This is a genomic window from Paraburkholderia gardini, from assembly GCF_907164545.1.
GTDB classification, from domain to species: Bacteria; Pseudomonadota; Gammaproteobacteria; order Burkholderiales; family Burkholderiaceae; genus Paraburkholderia; species Paraburkholderia gardini.
Map to the genome: position 1 here is coordinate 54,663 of NZ_CAJQZB010000033.1, position 20,823 is coordinate 75,485.

Annotated in this window: 17 protein-coding genes; 4 read left to right on the plus strand and 13 right to left on the minus strand. The window is 58.8% G+C overall.

The window, feature by feature from the left end; genetic code table 11:
• The 10 genes from LPA37_RS20985 to LPA37_RS21030 are packed head-to-tail and all read right to left on the minus strand — an operon-like array spanning window position 1 to window position 9,490.
• Window positions 1-570: a hypothetical protein gene (locus LPA37_RS20985; RefSeq protein WP_229013629.1), complete on the minus strand. Its 570-nt coding sequence runs from the start codon at window positions 568-570 to the stop codon at window positions 1-3.
• Complete coding sequence (locus tag LPA37_RS20990; protein ID WP_229013630.1) at window positions 557-1,843, minus strand: hypothetical protein; 1,287 nt, start codon at window positions 1,841-1,843, stop codon at window positions 557-559. The genes LPA37_RS20985 and LPA37_RS20990 overlap by 14 nt, the downstream gene beginning before the upstream one ends.
• An 11-nt stretch (window positions 1,844-1,854) precedes the next feature.
• Window positions 1,855-3,480, minus strand: coding sequence for a type II secretory pathway protein (locus LPA37_RS20995; RefSeq protein WP_229013631.1), 1,626 nt, complete (start codon window positions 3,478-3,480; stop codon window positions 1,855-1,857).
• 7 nt (window positions 3,481-3,487) lie between these two features.
• A complete protein-coding gene (locus LPA37_RS21000; protein WP_229013632.1) occupies window positions 3,488-4,051 on the minus strand; it encodes a toxin co-regulated pilus biosynthesis Q family protein in 564 nt (187 codons plus the stop codon).
• Window positions 4,052-4,090: 39 nt separating this feature from the next.
• Window positions 4,091-4,516 carry a lytic transglycosylase domain-containing protein gene (locus LPA37_RS21005; RefSeq protein WP_229013633.1) on the minus strand — a complete coding sequence of 142 codons (426 nt, stop codon included), beginning with the start codon at window positions 4,514-4,516 and terminating at the stop codon, window positions 4,091-4,093.
• Window positions 4,513-5,808, minus strand: coding sequence for a TrbG/VirB9 family P-type conjugative transfer protein (locus LPA37_RS21010; RefSeq protein WP_229013634.1), 1,296 nt, complete (start codon window positions 5,806-5,808; stop codon window positions 4,513-4,515). The genes LPA37_RS21005 and LPA37_RS21010 overlap by 4 nt, the downstream gene beginning before the upstream one ends.
• Window positions 5,805-6,620 carry a transglycosylase SLT domain-containing protein gene (locus LPA37_RS21015; protein WP_229013635.1) on the minus strand — a complete coding sequence of 272 codons (816 nt, stop codon included), beginning with the start codon at window positions 6,618-6,620 and terminating at the stop codon, window positions 5,805-5,807. Before LPA37_RS21015 ends, LPA37_RS21010 begins: the two co-directional genes overlap by 4 nt.
• Window positions 6,613-7,902, minus strand: coding sequence for a TrbI/VirB10 family protein (locus LPA37_RS21020; protein WP_229013636.1), 1,290 nt, complete (start codon window positions 7,900-7,902; stop codon window positions 6,613-6,615). Before LPA37_RS21020 ends, LPA37_RS21015 begins: the two co-directional genes overlap by 8 nt.
• Window positions 7,903-7,913: 11 nt before the next feature.
• Window positions 7,914-8,789, minus strand: a complete 876-nt coding sequence (locus LPA37_RS21025; protein ID WP_229013637.1) for a TrbG/VirB9 family P-type conjugative transfer protein — start codon at window positions 8,787-8,789, stop codon at window positions 7,914-7,916.
• Complete coding sequence (locus tag LPA37_RS21030; protein WP_229013638.1) at window positions 8,789-9,490, minus strand: type IV secretion system protein; 702 nt, start codon at window positions 9,488-9,490, stop codon at window positions 8,789-8,791. The genes LPA37_RS21025 and LPA37_RS21030 overlap by 1 nt, the downstream gene beginning before the upstream one ends.
• A 445-nt stretch (window positions 9,491-9,935) precedes the next feature.
• Between LPA37_RS21030 and LPA37_RS21035 the strand changes: the two genes are divergently transcribed.
• Window positions 9,936-10,481 (plus strand): hypothetical protein, encoded by a 546-nt coding sequence (locus LPA37_RS21035; protein WP_229013639.1) that lies wholly within the window; start codon window positions 9,936-9,938, stop codon window positions 10,479-10,481.
• Between the two features lie 25 nt (window positions 10,482-10,506).
• Here LPA37_RS21035 and LPA37_RS21040 read toward each other — a convergent pair whose 3' ends face one another.
• Window positions 10,507-11,907, minus strand: a complete 1,401-nt coding sequence (locus tag LPA37_RS21040; protein WP_229013645.1) for a replication initiation protein — start codon at window positions 11,905-11,907, stop codon at window positions 10,507-10,509.
• Window positions 11,908-12,821: 914 nt separating this feature from the next.
• On the opposite strand from LPA37_RS21040, the gene LPA37_RS21045 reads away from it, so the two are divergent.
• The gene (locus tag LPA37_RS21045) at window positions 12,822-14,033 is read left to right on the plus strand and encodes a ParA family protein (RefSeq protein ID WP_229013640.1); all 1,212 of its coding nucleotides are present in this window, start codon (window positions 12,822-12,824) and stop codon (window positions 14,031-14,033) included.
• Window positions 14,030-14,998, plus strand: a complete 969-nt coding sequence (locus LPA37_RS21050; protein ID WP_229013641.1) for a ParB/RepB/Spo0J family partition protein — start codon at window positions 14,030-14,032, stop codon at window positions 14,996-14,998. Before LPA37_RS21045 ends, LPA37_RS21050 begins: the two co-directional genes overlap by 4 nt.
• Before the next feature lie 811 nt (window positions 14,999-15,809).
• Here LPA37_RS21050 and LPA37_RS21055 read toward each other — a convergent pair.
• Window positions 15,810-17,567 (minus strand): phage integrase family protein, encoded by a 1,758-nt coding sequence (locus LPA37_RS21055; protein WP_229013642.1) that lies wholly within the window; start codon window positions 17,565-17,567, stop codon window positions 15,810-15,812.
• A 552-nt stretch (window positions 17,568-18,119) separates the two neighbouring features.
• On the opposite strand from LPA37_RS21055, the gene LPA37_RS21060 reads away from it, so the two are divergent.
• Window positions 18,120-18,554: a PDDEXK family nuclease gene (locus LPA37_RS21060; RefSeq protein ID WP_229013643.1), complete on the plus strand. Its 435-nt coding sequence runs from the start codon at window positions 18,120-18,122 to the stop codon at window positions 18,552-18,554.
• 233 nt (window positions 18,555-18,787) lie between these two features.
• Here LPA37_RS21060 and LPA37_RS21065 read toward each other — a convergent pair whose 3' ends face one another.
• A complete protein-coding gene (locus LPA37_RS21065) occupies window positions 18,788-20,203 on the minus strand; it encodes an ISKra4 family transposase (RefSeq protein WP_229013644.1) in 1,416 nt (471 codons plus the stop codon).
• Window positions 20,204-20,823: the final 620 nt, after the last annotated feature.

The window sequence follows — 20,823 nt, forward strand, 5'->3', positions numbered from 1 at the left end:
TCATTTCCCCAGAAAGAAGCCCTGCGTGCCGCCACTCACACCAGGCGGAAGCGGGTTACCGAGATCGTTGATTGCCTGAAGCGAACCACTGGCCGGCGGCTGCGCGCCAGCGCCGCCGCGAATGGGCTCGCTCCAGACGCGCTTGCCGTCCGCGACGGTCACGAAATAGCCATCGACCTTGCGCGCGGTCCATCCGTTGAGCAGCTTCGTGCCGACGTGTGCGGGATAGACCGCGCCGTTGAACTCGTACAACACGTTCGAGCCACTGGCATCGGAAAACGCACCAACGAATGTGACGGGCTCGCTACGCGCACGCGTGTCGACTTTCTGCGGCCGGGGGGCGAGCGATTTTGCAGGACCACCGGCGACGATTGCGGATTGCGGAGTCGTCATGGTCGACGGACCTGGCGCTGCACCGCCCGTCCCGGCCGGTTTGCCTTGCAGTTCACGGACGACCCTGTCGCGCGAAAGCTGGTCGATGTCGTCGAGCGTGAGACGGGGCGTCTCGGCGTGCGCGACGACTGCGACGAAAGAAAACGCAAGGAAAGCGAGGCGCTTATTCGAGAACATAGTATTTGCCTTTCGCAGTGAAATGGACGCCGACCTCGCCCCTGGTTTTAAGCTCGACCTTGAACGTGTCGATCGACATGTTTGGCGGCAGCCTGGCCAGCAGCGATGCCTGCCAGCGGTAGCCATCGATCTGCCACTCACCCTGCCGGATCAACGGAGCGCGCGTGGCATTGGGTCGGGCCGGCGCGAGGAGAAGGAGTTTGGACGGCTGAAGGTTCACCACGTAACCGTGACTGGCCAGTTCGTACGGTTTCACCGACAGCCGTTGCGGGGGCGTCTGCAATGTGTCGATCAGAGCCTGTTCCGAAAGCCACGATTTCGAATCGGAGGCGGTAACGAGATGAACTGCGGGAACTGCGTGCCCGCGCGTTCTCAGGTGCAGACCGTCTGCATCAAACTTCAGAGGGCGCATCGACTCCGGTGCAGCGTGATCAAAACCCGCGAACGTGCCGCCGGCGCGTCGGTACGTGTCGGCACACGACCCGGTTGCACCGCACTCGGCGTACTCGAACACCCATCCATCCATCACGCTCTCGTTCCGCCCGAACTGATCGAGCAGTAGTGGCCCAAGCTCAGACGCGAGCGGGTGCGGCGTAGAAAAAGTCTGCTTGAGCGCCGCGGCGTACTTTTCCTGATACGTCGGTTCGTGTCGCGGCGGCGGCGGTGGCGGATCGAATGCGTGAATCGCCTTGTTGCCGACGACGATCAGTGCAATGCCGATCAGCGCAACCGGAACTATCGTCGGGATCGTGACGGGAAGCTTCGAAATGCGTCCCGCCTTGCGGTCCGCGAGGAGCGCGCTCGCCGGAAACGCTTCGTCGACGTCGCCGATCGAGGCTCCGGCGCCGAGCGTAGTCAGCGCCAGATTCAGGCGCAGACACTCCTGCTCGATCTCGACGCGGCGTTCGTGCGCGGTTTCGGGTGAGAGCACCTCGTCGCTGCGCACCGCGCCACGTACAACGTAGACGAGATGAATCCGTTGTTCGTCCTGCAGCAGTACGAGCGCGGCGGGCCGCGACTTGATGCGCTCATGCAGTGCGATCCGGGCAGCGCCGGAGAAGAGTTTCGCGCCGCGCGTTTCAGTCGGGTCCGGTGCAGCGAAACCGCCGATCGACTCCTGTCCCACCTTGAACTCGACGTAGTGCGTCGCGCCAAAGTCATCCGCGTATCGCCGGCGTTCGGCTTTCGCGCCCTTGACCGGATAGGCACGCCAGTCCAGACCGAAGACAAGGCGCGCCCCCTTGTCTGTTGGCAGTGGTTCGGTGATGTGCATGTTGGCGCCCATCACATTGAGGGGACAACGGTCGCCGTCAGCATGATTACCTGGAACGTGCGTCCCTTGTTCCGCGTGCCGGTAATGCCTGCGATACCGGCATTTGTCGTGCTGTCGTCGTGATCGGACATGGCGCCGTACAACACGACCGTCTGTCCGTCGGCAAGCGCCACAGTCTGGTCATCCTTGCTGCCAATCGTGTGCGCAAGCTGGATCTGCTGCTGCGTCTGTCCCGAGCCGACCGTCGCCGCGGTGAATGGCCCATTCAACTTCGAACTGTCGCTCCAGTACGCCAGCACGATCTGGTTGTGATCGTTCACCGCCGGCAACACGTTCACGAAGTCGCCAGTCGTAACCGTGCCTGGCGTCAGGCCCGGCACCCCGCCCGAACTGGCCGTGAGCGAGCCTACCGAACTTTGCGTGGAGCGCAGATAGTCATCGCTCTGGAACGAGGCGACCGACACCGGCAGGCCGTTCAGCGTCAGCTTGGTCAGCGTATTGTCCTGCACGGTCTTGCCGTAGCCGTTGAGCGCATTGATCACCGCGTTCGTACCGGAGAACGGCGCGTCGGGCCGCAGCACGGACAACCCGACCGAGCCACCGCCCGAGGACAGTGACGTAGGCGACACGAAGCTGACTGCGTATTTGGCGAGACCACCCTGGATAGCGTTGAAGACCACGTCCGCGTTCACACCGGCCTGGGTGCCCTTGGCGAGCGAGATCTGCAGCGTGCGCACGCGGATCGCCACCTGGCGCGTCGAGACCGCATTCTCACGCGCGAGCAGCTGGCCCATCCGATCGGCCGCCTCCTTCGTGTCATACACCATCACAAGGCGGCTTTGCGGATTGACCGTGACGTGACCCATCGGCGAGCGCAGTTTGTTCAACTCCTTCTCGATAATGTCCATCTGGTCGAAGGTGCCGTCGCGGCCAGTCGACGTGACCGCCGAGAACGAACCCGTGTTGCCACCCGAGCTTCCAGTGCTACCGTTCGACTGATTGCCGGTTGACGTGTCCATACCCTTGGACATGGTGGATTTGATCGACACCTTTCCGGGGATAGCCGCAATCTGGTACATGCGCGTAACGAGTCGCGTGATGTTGATCGTCGATCCGTCGAAGGACCAGTCAAGCCCCAGATCTTCTGTCACACCGTGGAGGTATGCACCCACCCTGCCATTGAACGGCTGCGAGTAGACGGGCACTTCGTAACGCTTCGTGGCAGTCGACGTGGTTGCACCCGTATCGCTCTTGCCGTCACCCGAAGAGGCTCGCGGGACCAGCGAGTCACGGGGAATGAACACATCCGGGCTCAGGTGTACCGGATAGCCGGTCGCATCAGACACCAGTGCGCCGATGCGTTTGATGTCGAGGTTTGCCGGGAAGGTGACCACCTTGTCGCGAAACACCGCTGGCAGGTTTGCCTCATAGGCCACCGGCACCAGGCGGTCGCCGAGAAAGGCGGTCGGAACATCTTCAACGAGCGGCATCGATTGCGGCCCGTCGCCCATCGCGTCGAGCGCCGACTTGTGCGCGGCTTCATACGCGCGGTTCACGTCTTCCTGCGTCACAGCGCAGCCGGCGAGGGTCATCGCTGCAAGCGCGCCAACACAGAGCTTGGTTCGGATATAACGCATATGGGAATCAGTCCTTGCAGTTGGCAGCGCGTGCGATCACGCGAATAACGTTGTTGGTATGACGGCAGATACGCGTCGGCGTGCGCATGTGATTGGTAGCCGCCATCGTTTGCGTCAGCACCGACGTGAAATCGCCCGTGAACGTCGCGTTGAACTCGAGCGGCAGGTCATCGTCGATCTTCCAGGCAAGTTGCCAACCCTGAACCTGCAACCACCGGTCGAGGGCATTGCGCAGATTCACGTCGTGCGGCGTGACGGAGAACGTCAGCGTGGCCGTCGGCGTCGCGGGCGTACCCGGTACGACAACCTGCACGACGTTCAGCGGCGCGGCTTCAGTCAACGACACCGAAGCCGGGTGGGGCGCAACGGCTAAGGTAGCGGGAGGTACAGTCGACGACTTCGACGTCGAACTCCCTGTCGGTGCGGCCGCCATCGAGGCGAGCGACAAAACCTGCCAGCCGTCACCGGCCGGCGCGGCTAGCTTCGACTGATCGGGGTCCACCGCAGCCACCGCCTGGCCCGCGACGCCCGCCAGCGCAAATGCGGCAAGCAATTGTATAAAAACGCGCATACGGCGATTGGTTTGTTTAGTCATAGTCGTTTGCATGGTTCAGTGCCCTTGGCGCTGCAGGCGTCGATAAATGGCGTTGGCGTAGACCAGTTGTTTCGAACTGGACATCGCGTTATAGGCGCCGACCGCTTTCCAGGTCGGGCCGAACTGACGAACGTTGGATGCGAGGATCCACGTCCCGACATAAGCGTTCACACAGGCGTTAAGGAGTTGCTCCCGACCGATGCCATAGCGGGCCAGTCGGGGCAGCCACGAGGAATTGATCTGCATGAGGCCAATGTCTTCAGAGCCGTTGCTGTTCACGTTCACCGCGTTCGCCCGCATCCCGGATTCGTGCTGTGCAATCGCTCGCACCAGCTGCACGTTGATGTTCCGGTAGGCCGCCGCATCATCGAGGCAGTCCGCCCGACACGTGGCCGCGACCGACAGCGTCAACAGTGAAAGGACGAACGCAGCGCGCGTCATGACTTCGCCACCGCCGTTGTTGCCGGTGTCGGTGCCGGCGCCGGTCCCGGTGCCGCGCGTTCGAAGTACTTCACGGCATGACGGCGCGTGACATTGACCGTCCTGCCGTCGGCGGTTGCGATGAACTGGTCGGAAGTGCCACTAAAGCGGTAGTAGCGGCCCTTCTGCTCTCCGGAGCCCAGGTGGCGCACATCGGCGACAGATACCTTCACCACGGAGTCCGCGAACTTGAAGAACGTCTCGCCGTCCCTGTCGAATACCGCTTCGAGATGCGCCGGGTTCACCGCGTCGAAGTCGTACACGGTTCCTGCTATGCGGCCGACTTCGACGCTTGCAGTCCCGTCTGAGACGACGAAGCGCTCAGCGCGGTCGAACGTCATGACGTTGGTCGTGTCGTCCCACTCCGGATGCAGCGACTTGCCCTCGATCGTTCGCACGCTCAGTTCTCTCACCGGCTTCGACAGAAAACGGATCTGCGTGTGCGTGTCGTCTCCATCGCGGATCGCCTGTGCGTTGAAGTTCTGTGCGAGGAGGGATCGCGATGCAGAGGTCGCCTGATCGCTGACCGTCGTCATCTGCGTTCCGGCCGCGGGCGTTCCCTCTTTCGGCTGCGCGCCTGCAACATAGTCCAGCGCGGCCGACTTCGGCGCGTCGCGGTGTAGTCGGACATGGTGCGCGATGAAATCTACGTCCGCGTAGAGACCGGTCTGGGTCATCAGGCGGGCAAGTGCCTGCATCCAGTTTTCTCCGGGATGGGTCTCAAATGCGCTCGCGTTATTGAGATCGACATCCTTTTGCGCCGAACCACCCCATCCCTGCGGCACGAGCGCCTTCACGAGATTGCCGACGGGCATCGTCGCGCGCAGCGCGCGAACGGGCTCGAGCCGTGAATGCGCGCCGATCAACACGAGGCGATCGGTAAAGCCGTCGAACGCGGCCGGCTGATCGTCACGTGCTGCAACCAGTGCGCCAGCACCACCGATGAAGGTGTTCGCTTTCGTCCAGTGCGCGGTCGCGACGTGCCCTGCCACGGTGTAGGTGACAGTCATCGGTGTGCCGTCGACGACCACGTAGGGGCCTTCGCTATGCCCACCATCAGCCGTGATGACCTGACCTGCACGCGGCTGAATGTAGGTTTTCGTGCCGTCATTGAAAATCAGCGCCGGACGCTCCGCGATGCCGCCGTCAATTTCATAGTCGAAATCGAACGGGTCGGTATTCGCCGCGTGACACGCGATCGCGTTCAGCAGCACGATGCAAGCAAGAGCAATACGGGAAATGGCGCGATTCATAAGCCGCTTTTGATCAGATTGAGGTTTCGCGCGAAGCGCGCGAGGTACGCCTGGCCCGGTGCGGGATTGGCGCTGTGGTAGTACGCGATCGCCTTCGCAACCGAATGGGTCTTGCTGTAGTTCTCGTTGAGAATGTCTTCGGCGACCCGGATATTCGTCGCGGGCCGAAGCGCGTCCCATGCCGAGGCGAATCGCTGGCTGTGATAGCACCAGTTCACCTGCATGATTCCCACGTCGAAATCGCAACGGTGAGCGGCGATCAGCGCGGAAATCGCCCGGTATGCATCGTCACGCGTGCGGAAGAACATGCCCCGACCCGCCACATTCAGCGTCCACGGCCACGCCCGACCATTGAAGCCCGATTCGTTCAGGGCGATACCCGCGAGCACCTTCGCATCGACACTGGTGTGCATCAGCTCGAACGGCGTCGTCGCACTCGCGCACGCCCATCCGCCCCGCCCTTCCGTTATCGCTGCCTGCGCTTCGTCATCGAGCACGACCGGTTGCAGCCAGCCCTTGCTGACCAGCAGACGCTCAAGCGACTGATCGCGTGCATCGATGCGCACCGTGATGCCGGTGTCTGGACCGCTGTGGACCTTCTGTCCTCCGAGCGGCGCCGCCCACGAAGTGAAGGCTCCGAGCCCGCAATAGAACACCGGCTTGCCGTCGAATGTGGCGACCTCGCGTGCGCCGTTCTGCGCGAGCACAAGGTTCGTCGGGCTGATCACCGTGTCGATCGTGGCGGCAACGCTGCCGCCGGCAATACTGATCGCCAATGTCGCCAGGATCGCGCGGACAAAACGCCTAATCATCCCGATACGGCGCCAGGTGAATGTCGCGGTTGACCTTGATCATGAAGCGACGCTCGCCGGGACCGGTCGTGATCGTCGGCGGGACGTTCTTGTACCGGTCGAGCACCGATTGCGCCGTTTGCGCCGCGACCTGCCCGCCTGTGCTCCCCACCTGGGTGACACCGAGCGGACCTGTGGTTGTCGACGTGTCGCTTCCGTCGTATTTGTTGAGCAGGATCGCCACGAGAAACGAGGTGCCGAAGATCTTCAGGAAGTGACTGTTGACGTCGCCGGAGAACCCGGCCGTACCATCCGCGTCCGCGCCCTGTCCACCGTAGAGCGGTACGTGCTTGCCGTTGGGCAGGCGCATTTCGGTCGCAGCGACCAGGATGGTTTCCTGTCCGGGTTGGATATCCGAGCTGTATGGGGCCGTAATCATCGTGCCCTTCGGAATCATCAGGCAGTCGCCGCGCACGCTGTCGTACACGTCCTTTTCAACGACGAGCGCGGCCGTCCCCGGTCGATCCGAGTTCAGCCCTTCAATCGAAAGAACCGGTATGTGATGCGGGGGCGAGAGCGTGCATCCGCGTGACTGTCCAACGAAACCCCCGCTCGCGAAATCCTGTCCGCCTTCTGATTGTGCAGCGGCCGCTTTCACAAAACCCGTATCCCGATCCTGTGTGCTGGACACCACACCGCCGGGTTGTTGCCCGAAACGCGACGCGAACGCGGCAACCTGCGCATTCGCCGAGCCAAGCGCACCCGCTTGTGCAGCTGCCTGCTGCTGTGCCATCTGCTGCGGCGTCAGAATGCCGGGCGGCATGGCCGGCTGTTGCGGTGCCTGATCCTTGATCTTCATGCCCGGGCGGAAGATGGGTGACGTATAGATCAGGTCCTGGTCGGATTTCGCCTTCAATTCGTTTGTGCTCTGGCGCTGGTCCACAAGAAAGTTGTCAGCGCTCAGACCCGGCCTGGCACGCTCACCGGTATTCGTTGCCGTCCGTGCAGACGCGACGCGCGCTTCGGATGCGGCCGCGCGGCGGGCCGCCGCCTGCTGGTCGGCGATAATCTTGTCGACGTCCTGCGCACTGTTCGACTTGTCCACCACCTCGGCAGTCCTCGCCTTTTTCTGCAACTGCGCTTCCTCGTCGGCCTGATGACCAGCCTTGACCTGGTAATAAAATCCGAGCGCACCAATGGCAATGCCCGCGACAATGCCCGCGCTGATCAGTGCGTTACGCGGAGATTTACCCTTCACGATCTCCGCCTGATCGTTCGACGTCTGTCCGTTTTGCTTTGCCATGTCGAACGCCCCTAGAAGCCGAACAGGCCGTGACGACGACGGGTGATGGTCACCTCGTCGTCCGCTGCACGCAGCACGATTTCATCGGTCATCTCCTGCACGACGATGTATTGACCGCGACGGATAAAATTCGGGCTGACCATGTCGCCATGGTCCTTGACGATCGGCACGGCGAACGGCGCGTTGACCGGCAGCCGCATCCACACGGACTTGCCATCGTCGAACACCGTTTCCGGCTTGAACGGGGCCGACCCCGACACCGTGTAGTCAAAATTCAGCTTGTCAGGCGATACGCCGATCGGGCCGGAGTCAGACATCGAGCGTTCGCGCTCACCTGCAGTTGACTCTTCGTTCGCATCGGCGCGCGCGCGAACCTTCGCCATCAGCGAGCTCGGATAGTTAAACCGCACGATCTGGTAAAAGAGGCCACCCATCGGCGAGGACACGAGCGTCATGTCGTATTCACGCCGATTGGTCGTCAGGTGCATCGTGTTCACAAGGCCGGGCTTCGTCGGTTTGACGAACACGTGGTTCGCACCGTCCGTGTCGATGATCCACTGGATCGAATCGCCCAGCGCCGGCTCCGACGCGAGCGTTTCACCGCGCTCGAGCTCGATCGTCGTGCTCTTCAGCGGCGCGGTCATGACGCGGTAGATCTGGTCGCGGCTATACGTGAAGACGGCCATACGCGCGTCGCCCGGCATGGTGATCGGATCGACACCGACGTTGTACGGATTGATCGGACTCATCGGATCGCTGACGGCGTTGGCGAGATCCAGCGAAGCGGCCGACACAGTGGTCGTCCTCCTGGCGGCGAACGCCGGGGCGCTGGCGCCGATGCATGCGATAGCGGTACCGAGTAAGGCGAGCTTGCGGGAGTCGATCATTATTGGGTCTTCTGGATAGTCCACAACGGGAAGAAGATGCCGAACGGGTTCGCCCCGAGCGCCTCTTCCTGCGTGGGTGGAACGATCTGGTAGCGGAACGTGAGTGCGTATTTCTGAACGACGGGCTTGTCGGTCGGCGACTGCGTCTCGCTGGTCGTGAATTCGACAACTGCGGTCGAGTCTTCGAGGAGCGCCACGTTCGTGACCTTCGTTTCGCGCACGAGCTTGGGATTGGCCGTGATGGCCTGGAACGGTGCGTCCGTCTTGATCCAGTCGGCGAACTGGTTGCGCCCGTTACCCGTCATCTGCGCTTTCACGCCATTGATGTTGCGGGCCATGCGCGAAGTCTGGATGTCGTCGGTCAACACCGGCTCGATCGTGAACCACCGTTCGACAGACTCTTTGAGTGAGGTGCGAATCGCCTGATCGTCAGGCTTGTAGGCCGCGAGTTCGCGCACGATCGGGTGACCGCCAGCATCCGCCGATACACCATAAGACTTCACAACCGACGGAGCGGGGTTGCGCGTAAGAACGGCAGCCCCTGCAACGACCGCGAGAATGAAGCAGAAGATTTTCCAGTGGTTAGCCTCAACGACAAGGCGAGCGCCGTTGTCGAAGATGATCTTTTCGGGATCTTCTTCCGAGTAGCCGCCAGGGGCGGTCGAAAGGGCTATCTGTTTTTTGCTTCGGAAGAGACGCATGACGGTTGATCCAATTGGGCCGACTCAATTGAACCAGCGCGCATGGGAAGCCATTCATGCAAAAGAGACTCGATTTTGGGCACCTTTTTGCCACGGCCGGATTGGACCCCGAGCACGGGGATGACGGTCAACCGGTTGACCGTCCTAACCTGGAATGATGCTGAAAAACAGGTAGCTTTTGAGGTAAAGCGCAGAGGTGAGCCGGTTACAGTGACGTCGGCCGTTTCATGTTTTCAGTACGAATTTTTCGTCAGGTCTATGATTCAAAGACGAATTCGAAGTCATTGACGGTCAACCGGTTGACCGTCTTTTTGCCGAAATTGAAATATTAAAGGTCCTTCGCAACGAAATCCGGCAATCCTCGCAACAAAGGTCGGGCGAGTCGACTCTTGACATCATTTAAACCTCCGTACACTTAGAACCGTATTCCTCACTAAGGCTTCGCATGATCGAGTCCGCCACCTCTCTTGACCAGGCCCGCGCAAACGCTAAGACGCGATATGCTCGAATGCGCACGGAAGGAGAATGTGCCATAGCGCTCGGGCGCTTCTATCTGTCTCTTTTGGCCGGCGCCGTTTGGGCGTCCCAATCGGATCTTTCGAACGCACTGGCAGTGTCCAAGGGCCAGGTGTCCAAGTCGATCAAAGCGGCGCGGCTGCCTGCATCGGTGCGAAAGGTTTTCAGCGACGAGCGCCGAATTTCGTTTGGCACGGCCGATGTGATTGATCAAATCGCACGGCAAATTGGGAGAGAAAGGTTAGTAGCCCATGCGACTCGACTGGGTTCGAGAGCCGACCTTAGCGTCAAAGAGATTCTCGCGGCTTTGGCACGCGGTTCATTGCCAGACAAGCCAAGGGGCGTGCGCATTTCGAGTCGCCGCGGTGAGGACTTTATTCGACTCTACTCCCCGCACCTAAGAAAAATGAACAGAAACTTGCCACGGGTGGAGGACTATATCGACTTCGCTATGAAAATGATGGGATACGAGTAATTGGCATCGAGCTCCCCGATGCAGATCAAGCACAAGACGAACTCATTCGTCCGAACACGAATTGGCCCAAGTACCAAACCAGTTCTGTATTTGCGAGGATTTCCTCATCCGTCACAGCGGCTGCATCGAACTTCATCCGGCGCAGCATGAGTTTCCCCTCCCTTGATGCGATCCATGCGCGGACCAATTCCTTTCGCCTCTTTGCGTCGGCCGCGTCGAAGTGCTCTCGGCCCTTGCGCGACTCCTCGTTCATGCGCGCGCGTGCCTCTTCATCGCGCGAGGCGACACTGCGCGCGGCTGAATTCTGTGTCTCGACTCTTGCAACCACCGCTTCAGCTTCTTCGGTGAGCAGCTTGGTCTGAATTTCGACCATCTTCCGCTCGGCCTCCGACATTCTCCAGTTGTCGCGCAGAGCCCCCATCAGATAGCCAGCGGGACTCTTCTTCACCTTCCCGTCTTCGAGCTTGTAGCGCGTGTATTCGACGGCCTGCTGGATTCGCTCATCGGTCCAGACTTCACGGTTCTCGGAAATCTCACTGAACTGCTTGGTCGAGAGGTTGAATTCGTCTTTGAGAATCTTGTACAGGTGACTGGCATCGGCCAGGCTGGCCAATGCCGCGTCAGCCGACTCTTTTCGCTTGAGCAGAAATCTGATGCGGTCTATTTTCTTTGATGTCGTGGACTCGGTCCTGGTCTCATAAGACAGATCGATGTCTGACACTTCGTTAATTTCGCGGACGGCGGGCTCCAGCCAGTCGCGTTTGAAATATTTGAAGATCGCCGCGTTAGCTCCCATTCGTCCCGGCCAGTTTCGCATGTCTTCGAGCCGTATCCATTCGGTTCGGCCGTCGGGGACGCTAGGTAAAACCTGGTCATAGATCGCGCGGGCCAAACTACGGGTAAAGGCGGTCGAGATGCGTAAGCTCAGCCAGTGTGATTTCTTAGGATCCCGGATGTGCGGGACCAATCGAGGATGCACGTCGAATCGAATGCGCCCTCGATGAAAGCCCACCATTCCCATAAGCTGGACGGACACCCATAGATCGTCTTCGTTGGGCTCTCGGTCGAGCGGCGTGTCGGTGACCTGGATTTTCGCGTCCTGCGCTTCCCCGGCGATAGTTCGCAAATGCTTGAGGTTGCGGCTGTCGTAACGCATCAGCCACTTAAAGTAGTTGAGCTCGACGTCGTACTGATCCCGGGCTGCCTGTTCCTGTGCGACGATGAAATACGCGGCATCTAGAAAGCGCCGCGCGGGCAAGCCCATGTTGACGATCTGCGTGAAAAAATTGTTGCGCTGGTACCCAATTTCGCGGTTGGCTTCGGTAATAGGCGAGCCCAGGTCGAACATGTCCTCGAATAACGCCAAGGCCATCTGACGCGAGGTCACTCGAGACTTGCCTTCGCCTAGGTTGTCTTCCGCCGCCATGCGCTCATCCATTTTTCATTTTTGCTTCCGGGAATGTAGCATGCGTCGGTGAGCTGTCAACACATACAACCTCACCTTCAGCAGACTGCGTCTACGATTCGCTGTATGTGCGAGCTGATGGGCACAATGAACCTCACCTATGCACAACCAGCCTCACCTCGTCGAGTCAATTGATCGCCTTCAAGCCTTAAACTGCATGGCGTGCGGGTCATTGTGCACAAATAACCTCACCTTTGTGCAGAGCGGTTAAGTCACGCACACAGGACCTCACCTAAATGTTGAAAGAGCCTCACCTTCCCTCACAACAGACCTCACCTGTAGGCACAGCAAACCTCACCTTTGTCACACTAAACCTCACCTTTCCCAGACTAAGTTGTTGAAGTTAAAGAACATGGGGTCTTTTGTTGGTGGGTTGGGTGGTTTTTACTTCTAAAAAAGCTAACCAACCGTTCATCAATACGGCGTGTGCCGGAAGTGATATAGGTGAGGTTCGTTGTGCACTTCCAAGATGAAGCCGGCATGGTGAGGTCCGTTGTGCGTCCGATCAGAGAATTGATTGTGCAACGCAATGTGAGCGGCCCTTCCTAAGTCCCTTGCTGCAGAAGTACGGTTTCATCGCGGTACAGATTCCAAGTGAAGGTGAGGTCAATTGTGCATTTCTAAGTGGCCTGTGCTTCTCAGACGTAAACGACCTCACTATTCGCCAGTTTTTTGCGCACTCCACAGCTAAAGCGTGCTGGCACTATGGGTAAGTAGCACAAGTGACCTCACCTTGAGCGTGTCTGAAGCTAGAAAATGTGGAAGCTCACGGTCATTTCCGTGAAAACTTCCTATAATAAACAGCGATTTATCGAGCGCTTTTCAAGCGTTTCATGTATTCTGAGGTTCATTAGAAATTACGAGAAAACCTCAGAATGGTGAAAACAAGCCAACTTCCTGCCGTAGACCGAACAGTTCCTCTTGAGCAGATTAGTCAGTTCGCTGAAAAGGTTTCGATTTTTACGGATGAACTGCGCGAAACCATTCTTGCACCACGCCCGCGAAAGGGGGCTCCTGTTTTCAAGACAGGGGAAATTGCCGAGATGTGCAACATCTCTCACCCTCAGGTTCAATATCTCGCGACCAAAAGCGAGGGCGAATTGCCGCCGGGCACGGCAGCAGGTACGGGTCGAACCCGCATTTTTACGCTCGAAGAGGCGCGCATCTGGGTCCAGAAAGTTTCCGATATTTACCAGACGCCGCTCGTTACGGGAACACGCGATCCGGATGGAAAAATCATCATAACCGCTCAGCTCAAAGGGGGGTCCGCGAAGACCACCACGACAATGTGCCTCGCACAAGGGCTGACGTTGCGTGGCCGAAAAGTGCTAGTGGTTGATCTAGATCCACAGGCGTCGCTCTCAGAACTGTGCGGCTTGTACGCAGAAAAAGATGTGACCCCGGACGATACCGTCCTGCCGTATATCTATGACCAAGAAGTCGAAGGCGGACTGGAGTCACGGGTCCAGTCGACTTACTGGGATGGGCTTGACGTGATTCCGGCGCATACGGAATTGATTGGCGCCGAATTCCATCTCCCCGCTATGCAAAAGATGAGACCGGGTTTCCGTTTTTGGACGGTACTTCGCCAAGGTCTCGAGCCGCTACGCAAGCGCTACGACTACATTCTAATGGACACGTCGCCTTCGCTCTCGTACCTCAACCTGAATGCCCTGCTTGCAGCAGATGCGATGGTCATGCCGATGGTTCCAGAGAACCTTGACTTCATCAGCTCGCTGTCATTCTGGCGCCTGTTTTCGGACGTCTCGAAGAGCTTCATCAAGTATGAACAGGACAAGAAGTACGACTTCATCTCGCTGATGCTTTCCAAGGTCGATTATGGTCGTACTTCTTCGGCACCTATCGTCCGAGCTTGGGCACAGAGCGCATATGAGAGTTGGCTGCATTCAATCGAAGTGCCCGCCAGTTCTGTTATGAGTACGGGAGCACTCGCGTTCTCAACTGTATTCGACGTTAGCAGTACACATAGCGCGGCCAAGTCATTGCAACGGGTGCGGCAACCCCTTGTCGATTACTGCCGGTGGGTGGATGAAATCTATGCAGAAAAATGGAGGAACGCGCAATGAGCAATATGCGTGAACAACTGCTGGCCAAGACGGCTGGCATCCGGGCGACGTCGTCTATCAAAGAGGAAGAGGTCAAGCGGAGCAATCGCACACAGACGGCGCCCGGCCTCGCCGGCGCACTGGCTGTAGCGCAACTCCGCGTGCAAGAGTTGGAATCCACCGGGGCTGCATCTCAGCTGTCCGTAGCTGACATCGTTGCGAACCCATGGCAGCCGCGGAGGGTTTTCAACGAGGCGAAGCTTTCGGAGTTGGCCGAATCGATTCGAGAAGTCGGGCTGATGCAGCCCATTGTCGTCCGTCGATCGGAGGAAAACTACCAGATTGTCGCTGGCGAACGTCGGTGGCGTGCTCACAAGATGGTGGGTCTCGATACGATCAAGGCGGTAGTCGTAGAATGCACCGACGAACTGATGGCTGTGCTCGCCCTTGTCGAAAATATCAGTCGTGATGATTTGTCGGACTATGAAGTCTCGATGTCCATTCGGCAGACGGAAAAGGAGTTCCCGGGTCGTAAGCGAATGGCCGAGGCGCTTGGCATGTCCCGGACGGGTCTCTATCAGTTTCTCTCGTTTGAAAAGCTGCCGGATTTCATCCAGAAGGATCTCGATCTGCAGCCGCGTCTGCTCGGTGGAAACGCTGCGGATGCGATTGTCGCGGCAATCCGCAAACATGGTGAGGCTGGACTTGATGCGGCTAAGGAAATCTGGCCGGTCGTCGTTGCCGGGAACATGGATCAAGGGAAAGTAGCATCCGCGATCAAGGCCATGGCTACACGTCGGGTCACGACAACTTCAGCGAGCGAACGCAGCATCGACAAGTTTTTCTCCGGGAAGGAACATGCCGGTTCCATCACGAAGGATATCAATAGTTTTACCGTAAAGATCAAGGCGGGCGTTCTCTCCGAGTCTCAAGAGACGCAGATTAGGGAGCTTATGAGTCAGATGTTCCGCCCTGCGCCTGATTGATCCAGCACTGAAGATGCAAGAGCCCGCCGAGAGCGGGCTTTTTTTCGACATCGAAAATGCGCCCTCGCTGGCAGGAAAACCGAGAGGGTGTACATAGTATGGACAGGGCCGGGCATCCCCAGCATCTCTTTGCAGTTCGCGTCGATCATGGGGTTACCTTATCTCCGGAGCGGCCCCTGTCCATACTATGTACACGAACGATGACGCACTCCTAGAAGCGCACCCGTTCCGAAATGATCCTTTGCCGGCGTGCAAGGAAGAATGGGGAGCTCCCCAACCGGAGCATTCGCCTGCGCTCTGACACTACACGCGCGGTCGAGCGGTTAAACCGACAGGGTCGGGCAGTATGTGTACATAGTATGGACGCGCATCGACTTCAGTTTGTACATGGTGAGTCTGGTTCTCTGCTGCTTCGAGCAGGCCCCGCGAAAGCGAGTCGTGACGTCCATATTATGGACACACCAATTTCGTCACTGTTCGTCCTCGCGCGCCTACAGCGGCAACCACCTAACCCCGTTGCAGCAAGTCGTCGCTCTCTAGATACCGCATCCGGCGTTCGAGGACCATCACATGTACGGGCCCATTTTATATACTGAATTTGCGTTACAGCGCCCTACGTCGCGCTATTCGCGCGACATGGGTCATCAACAGGAAGTGGGCTCGTCACAGTTGCATCCGTCGATCCCGCCCCTAGATTTGACCGGCCTGCTCGTACTTTGGCCGCTCGCTGTCTGTTCCTGAGGGTTGTTGGGCCTGCCGTAGACAAACGCATATTGCCGGCCGGCGACAGGGAGTGAAGGGCCCGTGGAATCTAGTCGTCGTCGGACTCTGACGCTGCATCGGCAGCGTAGTATTTGGCGGCGGCCTTCATCATGCGTTGCTTTTTCGCTTGCACGTAGATGGTAGTCGTCTGGAGCGATCGGTGGCCGAGAATACGTTGGATGATATCGACGGGCACGTCCTCAGCGGCAGCCTGGGTGCCAAATGTGTGCCTGAAGGCATGGGGCGAAGTCGCTTCCAACTGCGCGATTTCCGAATTCGATAGATCTGGGATGCCGGCGCGAAGCCGCTTCATGGCCCACGCAACCATATCGTTCAGCGAATCTGGGGCGTACGAGAGGTCAGTATCGGACTTGTGCCTCTCTTTCGCCTGCGGAGTTGGAGGCAAAAAAATCGGCTTCACGAGCGGTCCGGATGCCTCATCGTCGAAGTTCTTTTTGCGATCGCGCCAGTGCGCGCGCAGCGCGTCAACGGTTGCCGGACTCACTGGAACGGTACGTTCGATCTTGCGCTTACCGACCACGGTTAGCTCCCATACAGGGAAATCGTCCGAACTGTAGGTCGATTCGCGCATTCCGGCCCGGGCCGCACCCGTGATCTCTTCCCGCCGCAGCCCCGAGTCGCCGCTCAAAAGGAGGACAACACGAACTGTGCGCCAGTAGGAGGCCGACTCATTGGCGCACTGTCCGTCAATGTAGGAACGTACGCGATGCCACAGCGAGGCTGACAGTGCGCGCCCGATGTCCATCCCAGCCTCGCGCCTGATCGTCGCCGGATCCTTCACCGCCTTCCACGGATTGCCTGCAAGATAGCGAACGTCGACCAGCCAGGAGAATGCTGACCGAAGGGCTCTGGCCGCGTATTTTTGAGATTCGGGCGACAGAGTGTACGAGGAAAAGGGCCGCCAGCGGTGCGAGTGCCGGGGCGCGCGAGGGCCCACAAACGCGGGAGAGGGCGCTGCAAGAAAGTCCTTGTACGCCTCGCAGTCTTCGACCAGCAATGAACTCAACGGCGTCTTTCGGACGTAAATCGCCCACAAGAGGAAGCGCTCCAGCTCCTTGGTGTACGACCGAAGGGTCTTCTTTTCCTCCCGGAACCGGTACAGGTAGTCCCTAATCGCCTCCAGATCGTTGCGTGCGTGAATTAACGCGAACATGGGCGATCGATTGGCGCCAGTGGCGCCAGAGAGTCCATGCTGGAGCGCCATGCGTTCCAGGGGCGCAAGCACCTGATGCCGCCCGCCGATTTCGACTATCTGCGCGTCGTCCGCCTTGAACGGCTCGGCAAGATCGACGTCAGCATCGACGCGTCGTCCGATAGTCACTTCGTGACGACGAAGCCACGCCACGATGCGCGACGCCCGTCCTGGCCCAATTCGCGGAATGGAGCGCCACCAGCTACCCCCCCGTTGATTGCACAGGTCGATCAGTTCACCCAACGTCGCAATCTTCTCGCCCTTCAGTCGGCGCGCCACCAGAGGCCGAAACCACATGCCGATGCCATGGCCCGCCGCGGGCACGGCGGCGGCCAGCTTCGATGCTTCCTCGACCATCTTGAGCGAAACCGCAGTGAGTTTCGCGCTGCCGTGCTTCCGCGCGGAGGACTTCAGATGGTCGGCCAGCACAGGCGAGCCATGCTCGATCGCCAGTTTCACCAGCGCGTCGAGCATGTCGCGCAGATAGCGGTCCATGGCGGAAGGCGTGGCGGCCTGAAGATCGTCGTCCGGATCGAAATAGGTGCGCCGTCGAGTGAAGCAAAAGTGATAGCACCGCCGGAAGCGCAAATCCATGAATTCTCGGCCTCCGCCGCCTGACCGCTTTCAGATTCACTTCCGACCACGGAGAAGTGAAAGTTGGAATCTTGGGACTACTAAACTGAATGTTGGAAACTTCGGTGATGGCCATGCTGCGAGTCCTGCATTCGAGCTTGGCGAGAGTCTGTTATTGGCGCAGAGAGGCAAGACGACCGTGAAACATCCGGCATTGAACTGGCCTCGCCCGGAAGTCCATGTGTAGTATGGACTTCCGGCAATTTAAAAGGGAATGTTTCACGAAAATGCGCGGGTTCCTCCGGTGACATGCGTTTCGTGAGCACATTTTTCGTTTGCACCAGGCTACTCGGGGAACTCGCCGCGTAGTTTGTAGTGATTGGAACGTGAAACGTATCAATCGATACGTCGCCGATGGGACGCGTTACTGGCTATGGCATCAAGCGGAGGTCCGCTGGGGGCTCCGGCCGGTCATGTTCTTCCGGCACTGAACCAGCGCCCGAGCCTGTCCGAGTCGTGTCCTCCGTTTTTGTACTACAACTGGGTAATTGTGTTGGAAGACTGAGGTCGGCGATGGCCAACCTGCGGTTTTTTCGTGCGATTGACGATGTGCGCCCCTATGGGACGCATCGCTACGATGTCTATGGACCCAAAGTCGACCGGCGACTCACCTTGTTCGGTCATCGGACTCTGAATGCCTGGCTGCAGCTTGAGTTCAATCCCGATGTCGTCGCTTACTGCGAACCGCCGCTTCGCGTTCCCGATATCCGGCCCGCCCGGATGAGCGATTTCTGGGTGCATGGGCGTGATGACGGCGAACGCTTCCTGATCGTACTGCGCGGTCAGAGCTGCAGTCGTCCGCGACTCAACGCCGGCAGTTCGTGGCATTCGAGGCGTAGGCACGGAAAACCGGGATACGGTTTGCTTAATCGGTGGGCGGAAGAAGGTACGCCAGTGGGTGTCCTGCAGCCGCAGAACGTATTAAATCTGTCTCTGCTGCGTAATTAAATGTGTCAACTCGCGTCGGTGCTGCGGACATGCAACTAACCGTCATTCGCCGCACCCGCTTTTCACTGCTTCGCCATAAACCGTTCGGTAAAAGGGAGGGCGGGCTGCAACCCCGCGGACGCCACCGGAAACGGCGATTACCCGTCGGACACGCTCGAGGCGCCACTGCCTAGTTGTTGAAGTCCGTAGTAACTGCTAATCGGGGAGCGGACGAAAAGTGGGGGAGTGTTCGTTCAACGTCGAACCGCCTCGGGCGATCTGAAGTGCGGGTACCGGTCTTGAAAGCAGCTTTCCAATCTTCCATCAAGCAGCTCGACGCGGGTCTGTAGCAGATAGTGAGCTCCCTTCATGGACCAACGCATTTGTTGCCGCTTTGAGAGACGACGATTGATCAAGTGATTCATGGCGGACTCTGCTGACGCCGACGACACCCGGTGTCCTTCCATTCTGGCGCGCTGATAGTCGACAAGATCCTTTCTGTTGTGCTCGAGGAACGTGAGCAAACGGACGGTTGCGCGATACGCTGTACCTGAAGCGAGCTGATAGAAGAGAGTCAGTTCTTTCGCGGCGATTGCCAACGAGGCGGCCAGCGTGCGGAGCATCTCGATTGCCGTCTCGGCCCGACCGCGCCAAAGTGCGTCGCGCACCCTGACGAGAAGGCGCTCTGATCGCAGCATGATTTCAGGTCGCCTGGAGAAATAGTTGCACGCGCGAACGGAAGATCGAATGGCTTGCATCTTCATGCTGATGTGAAACCAGTCAAGAATCCTGGGCGATACGCGAGGAGCTATCGAAGTCACCAGCGAGCGCATTCCTCGAGCACCATCCGAGATCACGTCGATCAAGGTCGTTGGAACCCAACCGCATTGATCGAGCGCGCCGGCCACAAGAACCCGGGTCAAGCTCGGACGCTGCAAGGCAGACACAAACCTTCGGGCCATCTGGCCATGGCGCTCGACCCTGCCGGCGATGACTTCAAACTTTCGAACTTCTTGGAACTGGTTGGCGCTTAACACCGTTCCATCGATCGCGATCCGCAGGTGGCTGGCGCGGTTGCGTTTTCGTCCGCCAGCGAGCCATCCAATCCGGAACTGTTCGTTCTCGACGTACTCTCCGCACTGAACTGTATCTTTGCGGACTGTAGTGTGTGATAGCTTGGGCAGTCCCGCCAGATCGGCGACGGCACGTGCGGCCTCACGGTATGAAACGGAGGCACCGTGTTTCGCGCAAAGGTATGCTAACTCCGGCGTGCGCCGCGTCGGCAGAAGAGGTTCAATGGAACACTCTGAAAACCGCAGGCTGATAGAGTCCCCGTTATCATCGTACGGCTCAGGCGTGCACAAACAGGATACGACTCGCGGCACTTTAACCTGCACTCTGCCAAGTGCCGTCGAAAAGCTGCGGGGACGCCAATCTTTGATGCGCCGATATCGGCCGCATTCTCGACAGTTCCGACGAAGCTTATCGTAGGCAATAATCTGGTCTTGCGTCACAAGTTGTTGCAGCTTAGCCAGTAGTTGACGAGCTTCGGCGAAGGACAACCCGAAATCCGCTGGGGTAGCACCGTTCACTGGGCGCTTAACCGAACAAATCGGGACCGGCTGGTCCGTTCCCTGCCGTTGCAGAAGGATTTTCCAGTGCAATTCCATGGCTGTTTCCCCGGTAGGTCAACTGCTGAAGTTTAGACCAGAGTTGCCTCCCCCAGATTTCGTCCACTCCCACAGTATTTGCTAATGGGTGAGGAGTCGCAGAGCCCGCCAGGTATGGCGACGAGGCAAGATTGCCAGTTCTGTCATCCGTTGCGTTTTGGCAACTGATGAGCAGCAGGATGTTCGTTAATTCTGCTAGCGCGTTCGGCATGTCCTCTAATTCGGCTAATGTGGCTGCCGATCGACGCGACAGGCGCGCGAGCAATAGGCGACGGCAAGTGAGATTGCCGAAGGTAATTTATTTCGATGCTGGGGCGGTGCCGATCTATTGAGGCGAACGAAAACGCGATAAAGGGCGGGACTTTCTGATTTACGTCGGATCTCTTACCAAGTGCGTGTGTGAACGTCGACAACCGGAGTGTCATGCTGCGCCAAGTTAGTCGTTCCGGGCAGAGTGTTCGCGTTCCGATGGAAAAGCCACGCTAGCAGAATTAACGGACACCATTAGCGCCCTTATGGGCACCGCTAGCAAAATTAGAGGGTGTTAGGCACTTTCAGTCGGACCTGGTATCCTGGTGTGATGACACCACGCAAGCCATACCCGACGGACGTGACGGACG

Excerpts from the sequence above, each read along its gene's own strand:
- LPA37_RS20995 (WP_229013631.1), bottom strand. The coding sequence starts at position 3,480 with ATGCGTTATATCCGAACCAAGCTCTGTGTTGGCGCGCTTGCAGCGATG.
- LPA37_RS21030 (WP_229013638.1), bottom strand. The coding sequence starts at position 9,490 with ATGCGTCTCTTCCGAAGCAAAAAACAGATAGCCCTTTCGACCGCCCCT.
- LPA37_RS21010 (WP_229013634.1), bottom strand. The coding sequence starts at position 5,808 with ATGAATCGCGCCATTTCCCGTATTGCTCTTGCTTGCATCGTGCTGCTG.
- LPA37_RS21020 (WP_229013636.1), bottom strand. The coding sequence starts at position 7,902 with ATGGCAAAGCAAAACGGACAGACGTCGAACGATCAGGCGGAGATCGTG.
- LPA37_RS21055 (WP_229013642.1), bottom strand. The coding sequence starts at position 17,567 with ATGGATTTGCGCTTCCGGCGGTGCTATCACTTTTGCTTCACTCGACGG.
- LPA37_RS20990 (WP_229013630.1), bottom strand. The coding sequence starts at position 1,843 with ATGCACATCACCGAACCACTGCCAACAGACAAGGGGGCGCGCCTTGTC.
- LPA37_RS21000 (WP_229013632.1), bottom strand. The coding sequence starts at position 4,051 with ATGCGCGTTTTTATACAATTGCTTGCCGCATTTGCGCTGGCGGGCGTC.
- LPA37_RS21040 (WP_229013645.1), bottom strand. The coding sequence starts at position 11,907 with ATGGCGGCGGAAGACAACCTAGGCGAAGGCAAGTCTCGAGTGACCTCG.
- LPA37_RS21015 (WP_229013635.1), bottom strand. The coding sequence starts at position 6,620 with ATGATTAGGCGTTTTGTCCGCGCGATCCTGGCGACATTGGCGATCAGT.
- LPA37_RS21045 (WP_229013640.1), top strand. The coding sequence starts at position 12,822 with ATGGTGAAAACAAGCCAACTTCCTGCCGTAGACCGAACAGTTCCTCTT.
- LPA37_RS21035 (WP_229013639.1), top strand. The coding sequence starts at position 9,936 with ATGATCGAGTCCGCCACCTCTCTTGACCAGGCCCGCGCAAACGCTAAG.
- LPA37_RS21060 (WP_229013643.1), top strand. The coding sequence starts at position 18,120 with ATGGCCAACCTGCGGTTTTTTCGTGCGATTGACGATGTGCGCCCCTAT.
- LPA37_RS20985 (WP_229013629.1), bottom strand. The coding sequence starts at position 570 with ATGTTCTCGAATAAGCGCCTCGCTTTCCTTGCGTTTTCTTTCGTCGCA.
- LPA37_RS21005 (WP_229013633.1), bottom strand. The coding sequence starts at position 4,516 with ATGACGCGCGCTGCGTTCGTCCTTTCACTGTTGACGCTGTCGGTCGCG.
- LPA37_RS21025 (WP_229013637.1), bottom strand. The coding sequence starts at position 8,789 with ATGATCGACTCCCGCAAGCTCGCCTTACTCGGTACCGCTATCGCATGC.
- LPA37_RS21050 (WP_229013641.1), top strand. The coding sequence starts at position 14,030 with ATGAGCAATATGCGTGAACAACTGCTGGCCAAGACGGCTGGCATCCGG.
- LPA37_RS21065 (WP_229013644.1), bottom strand. The coding sequence starts at position 20,203 with ATGGAATTGCACTGGAAAATCCTTCTGCAACGGCAGGGAACGGACCAG.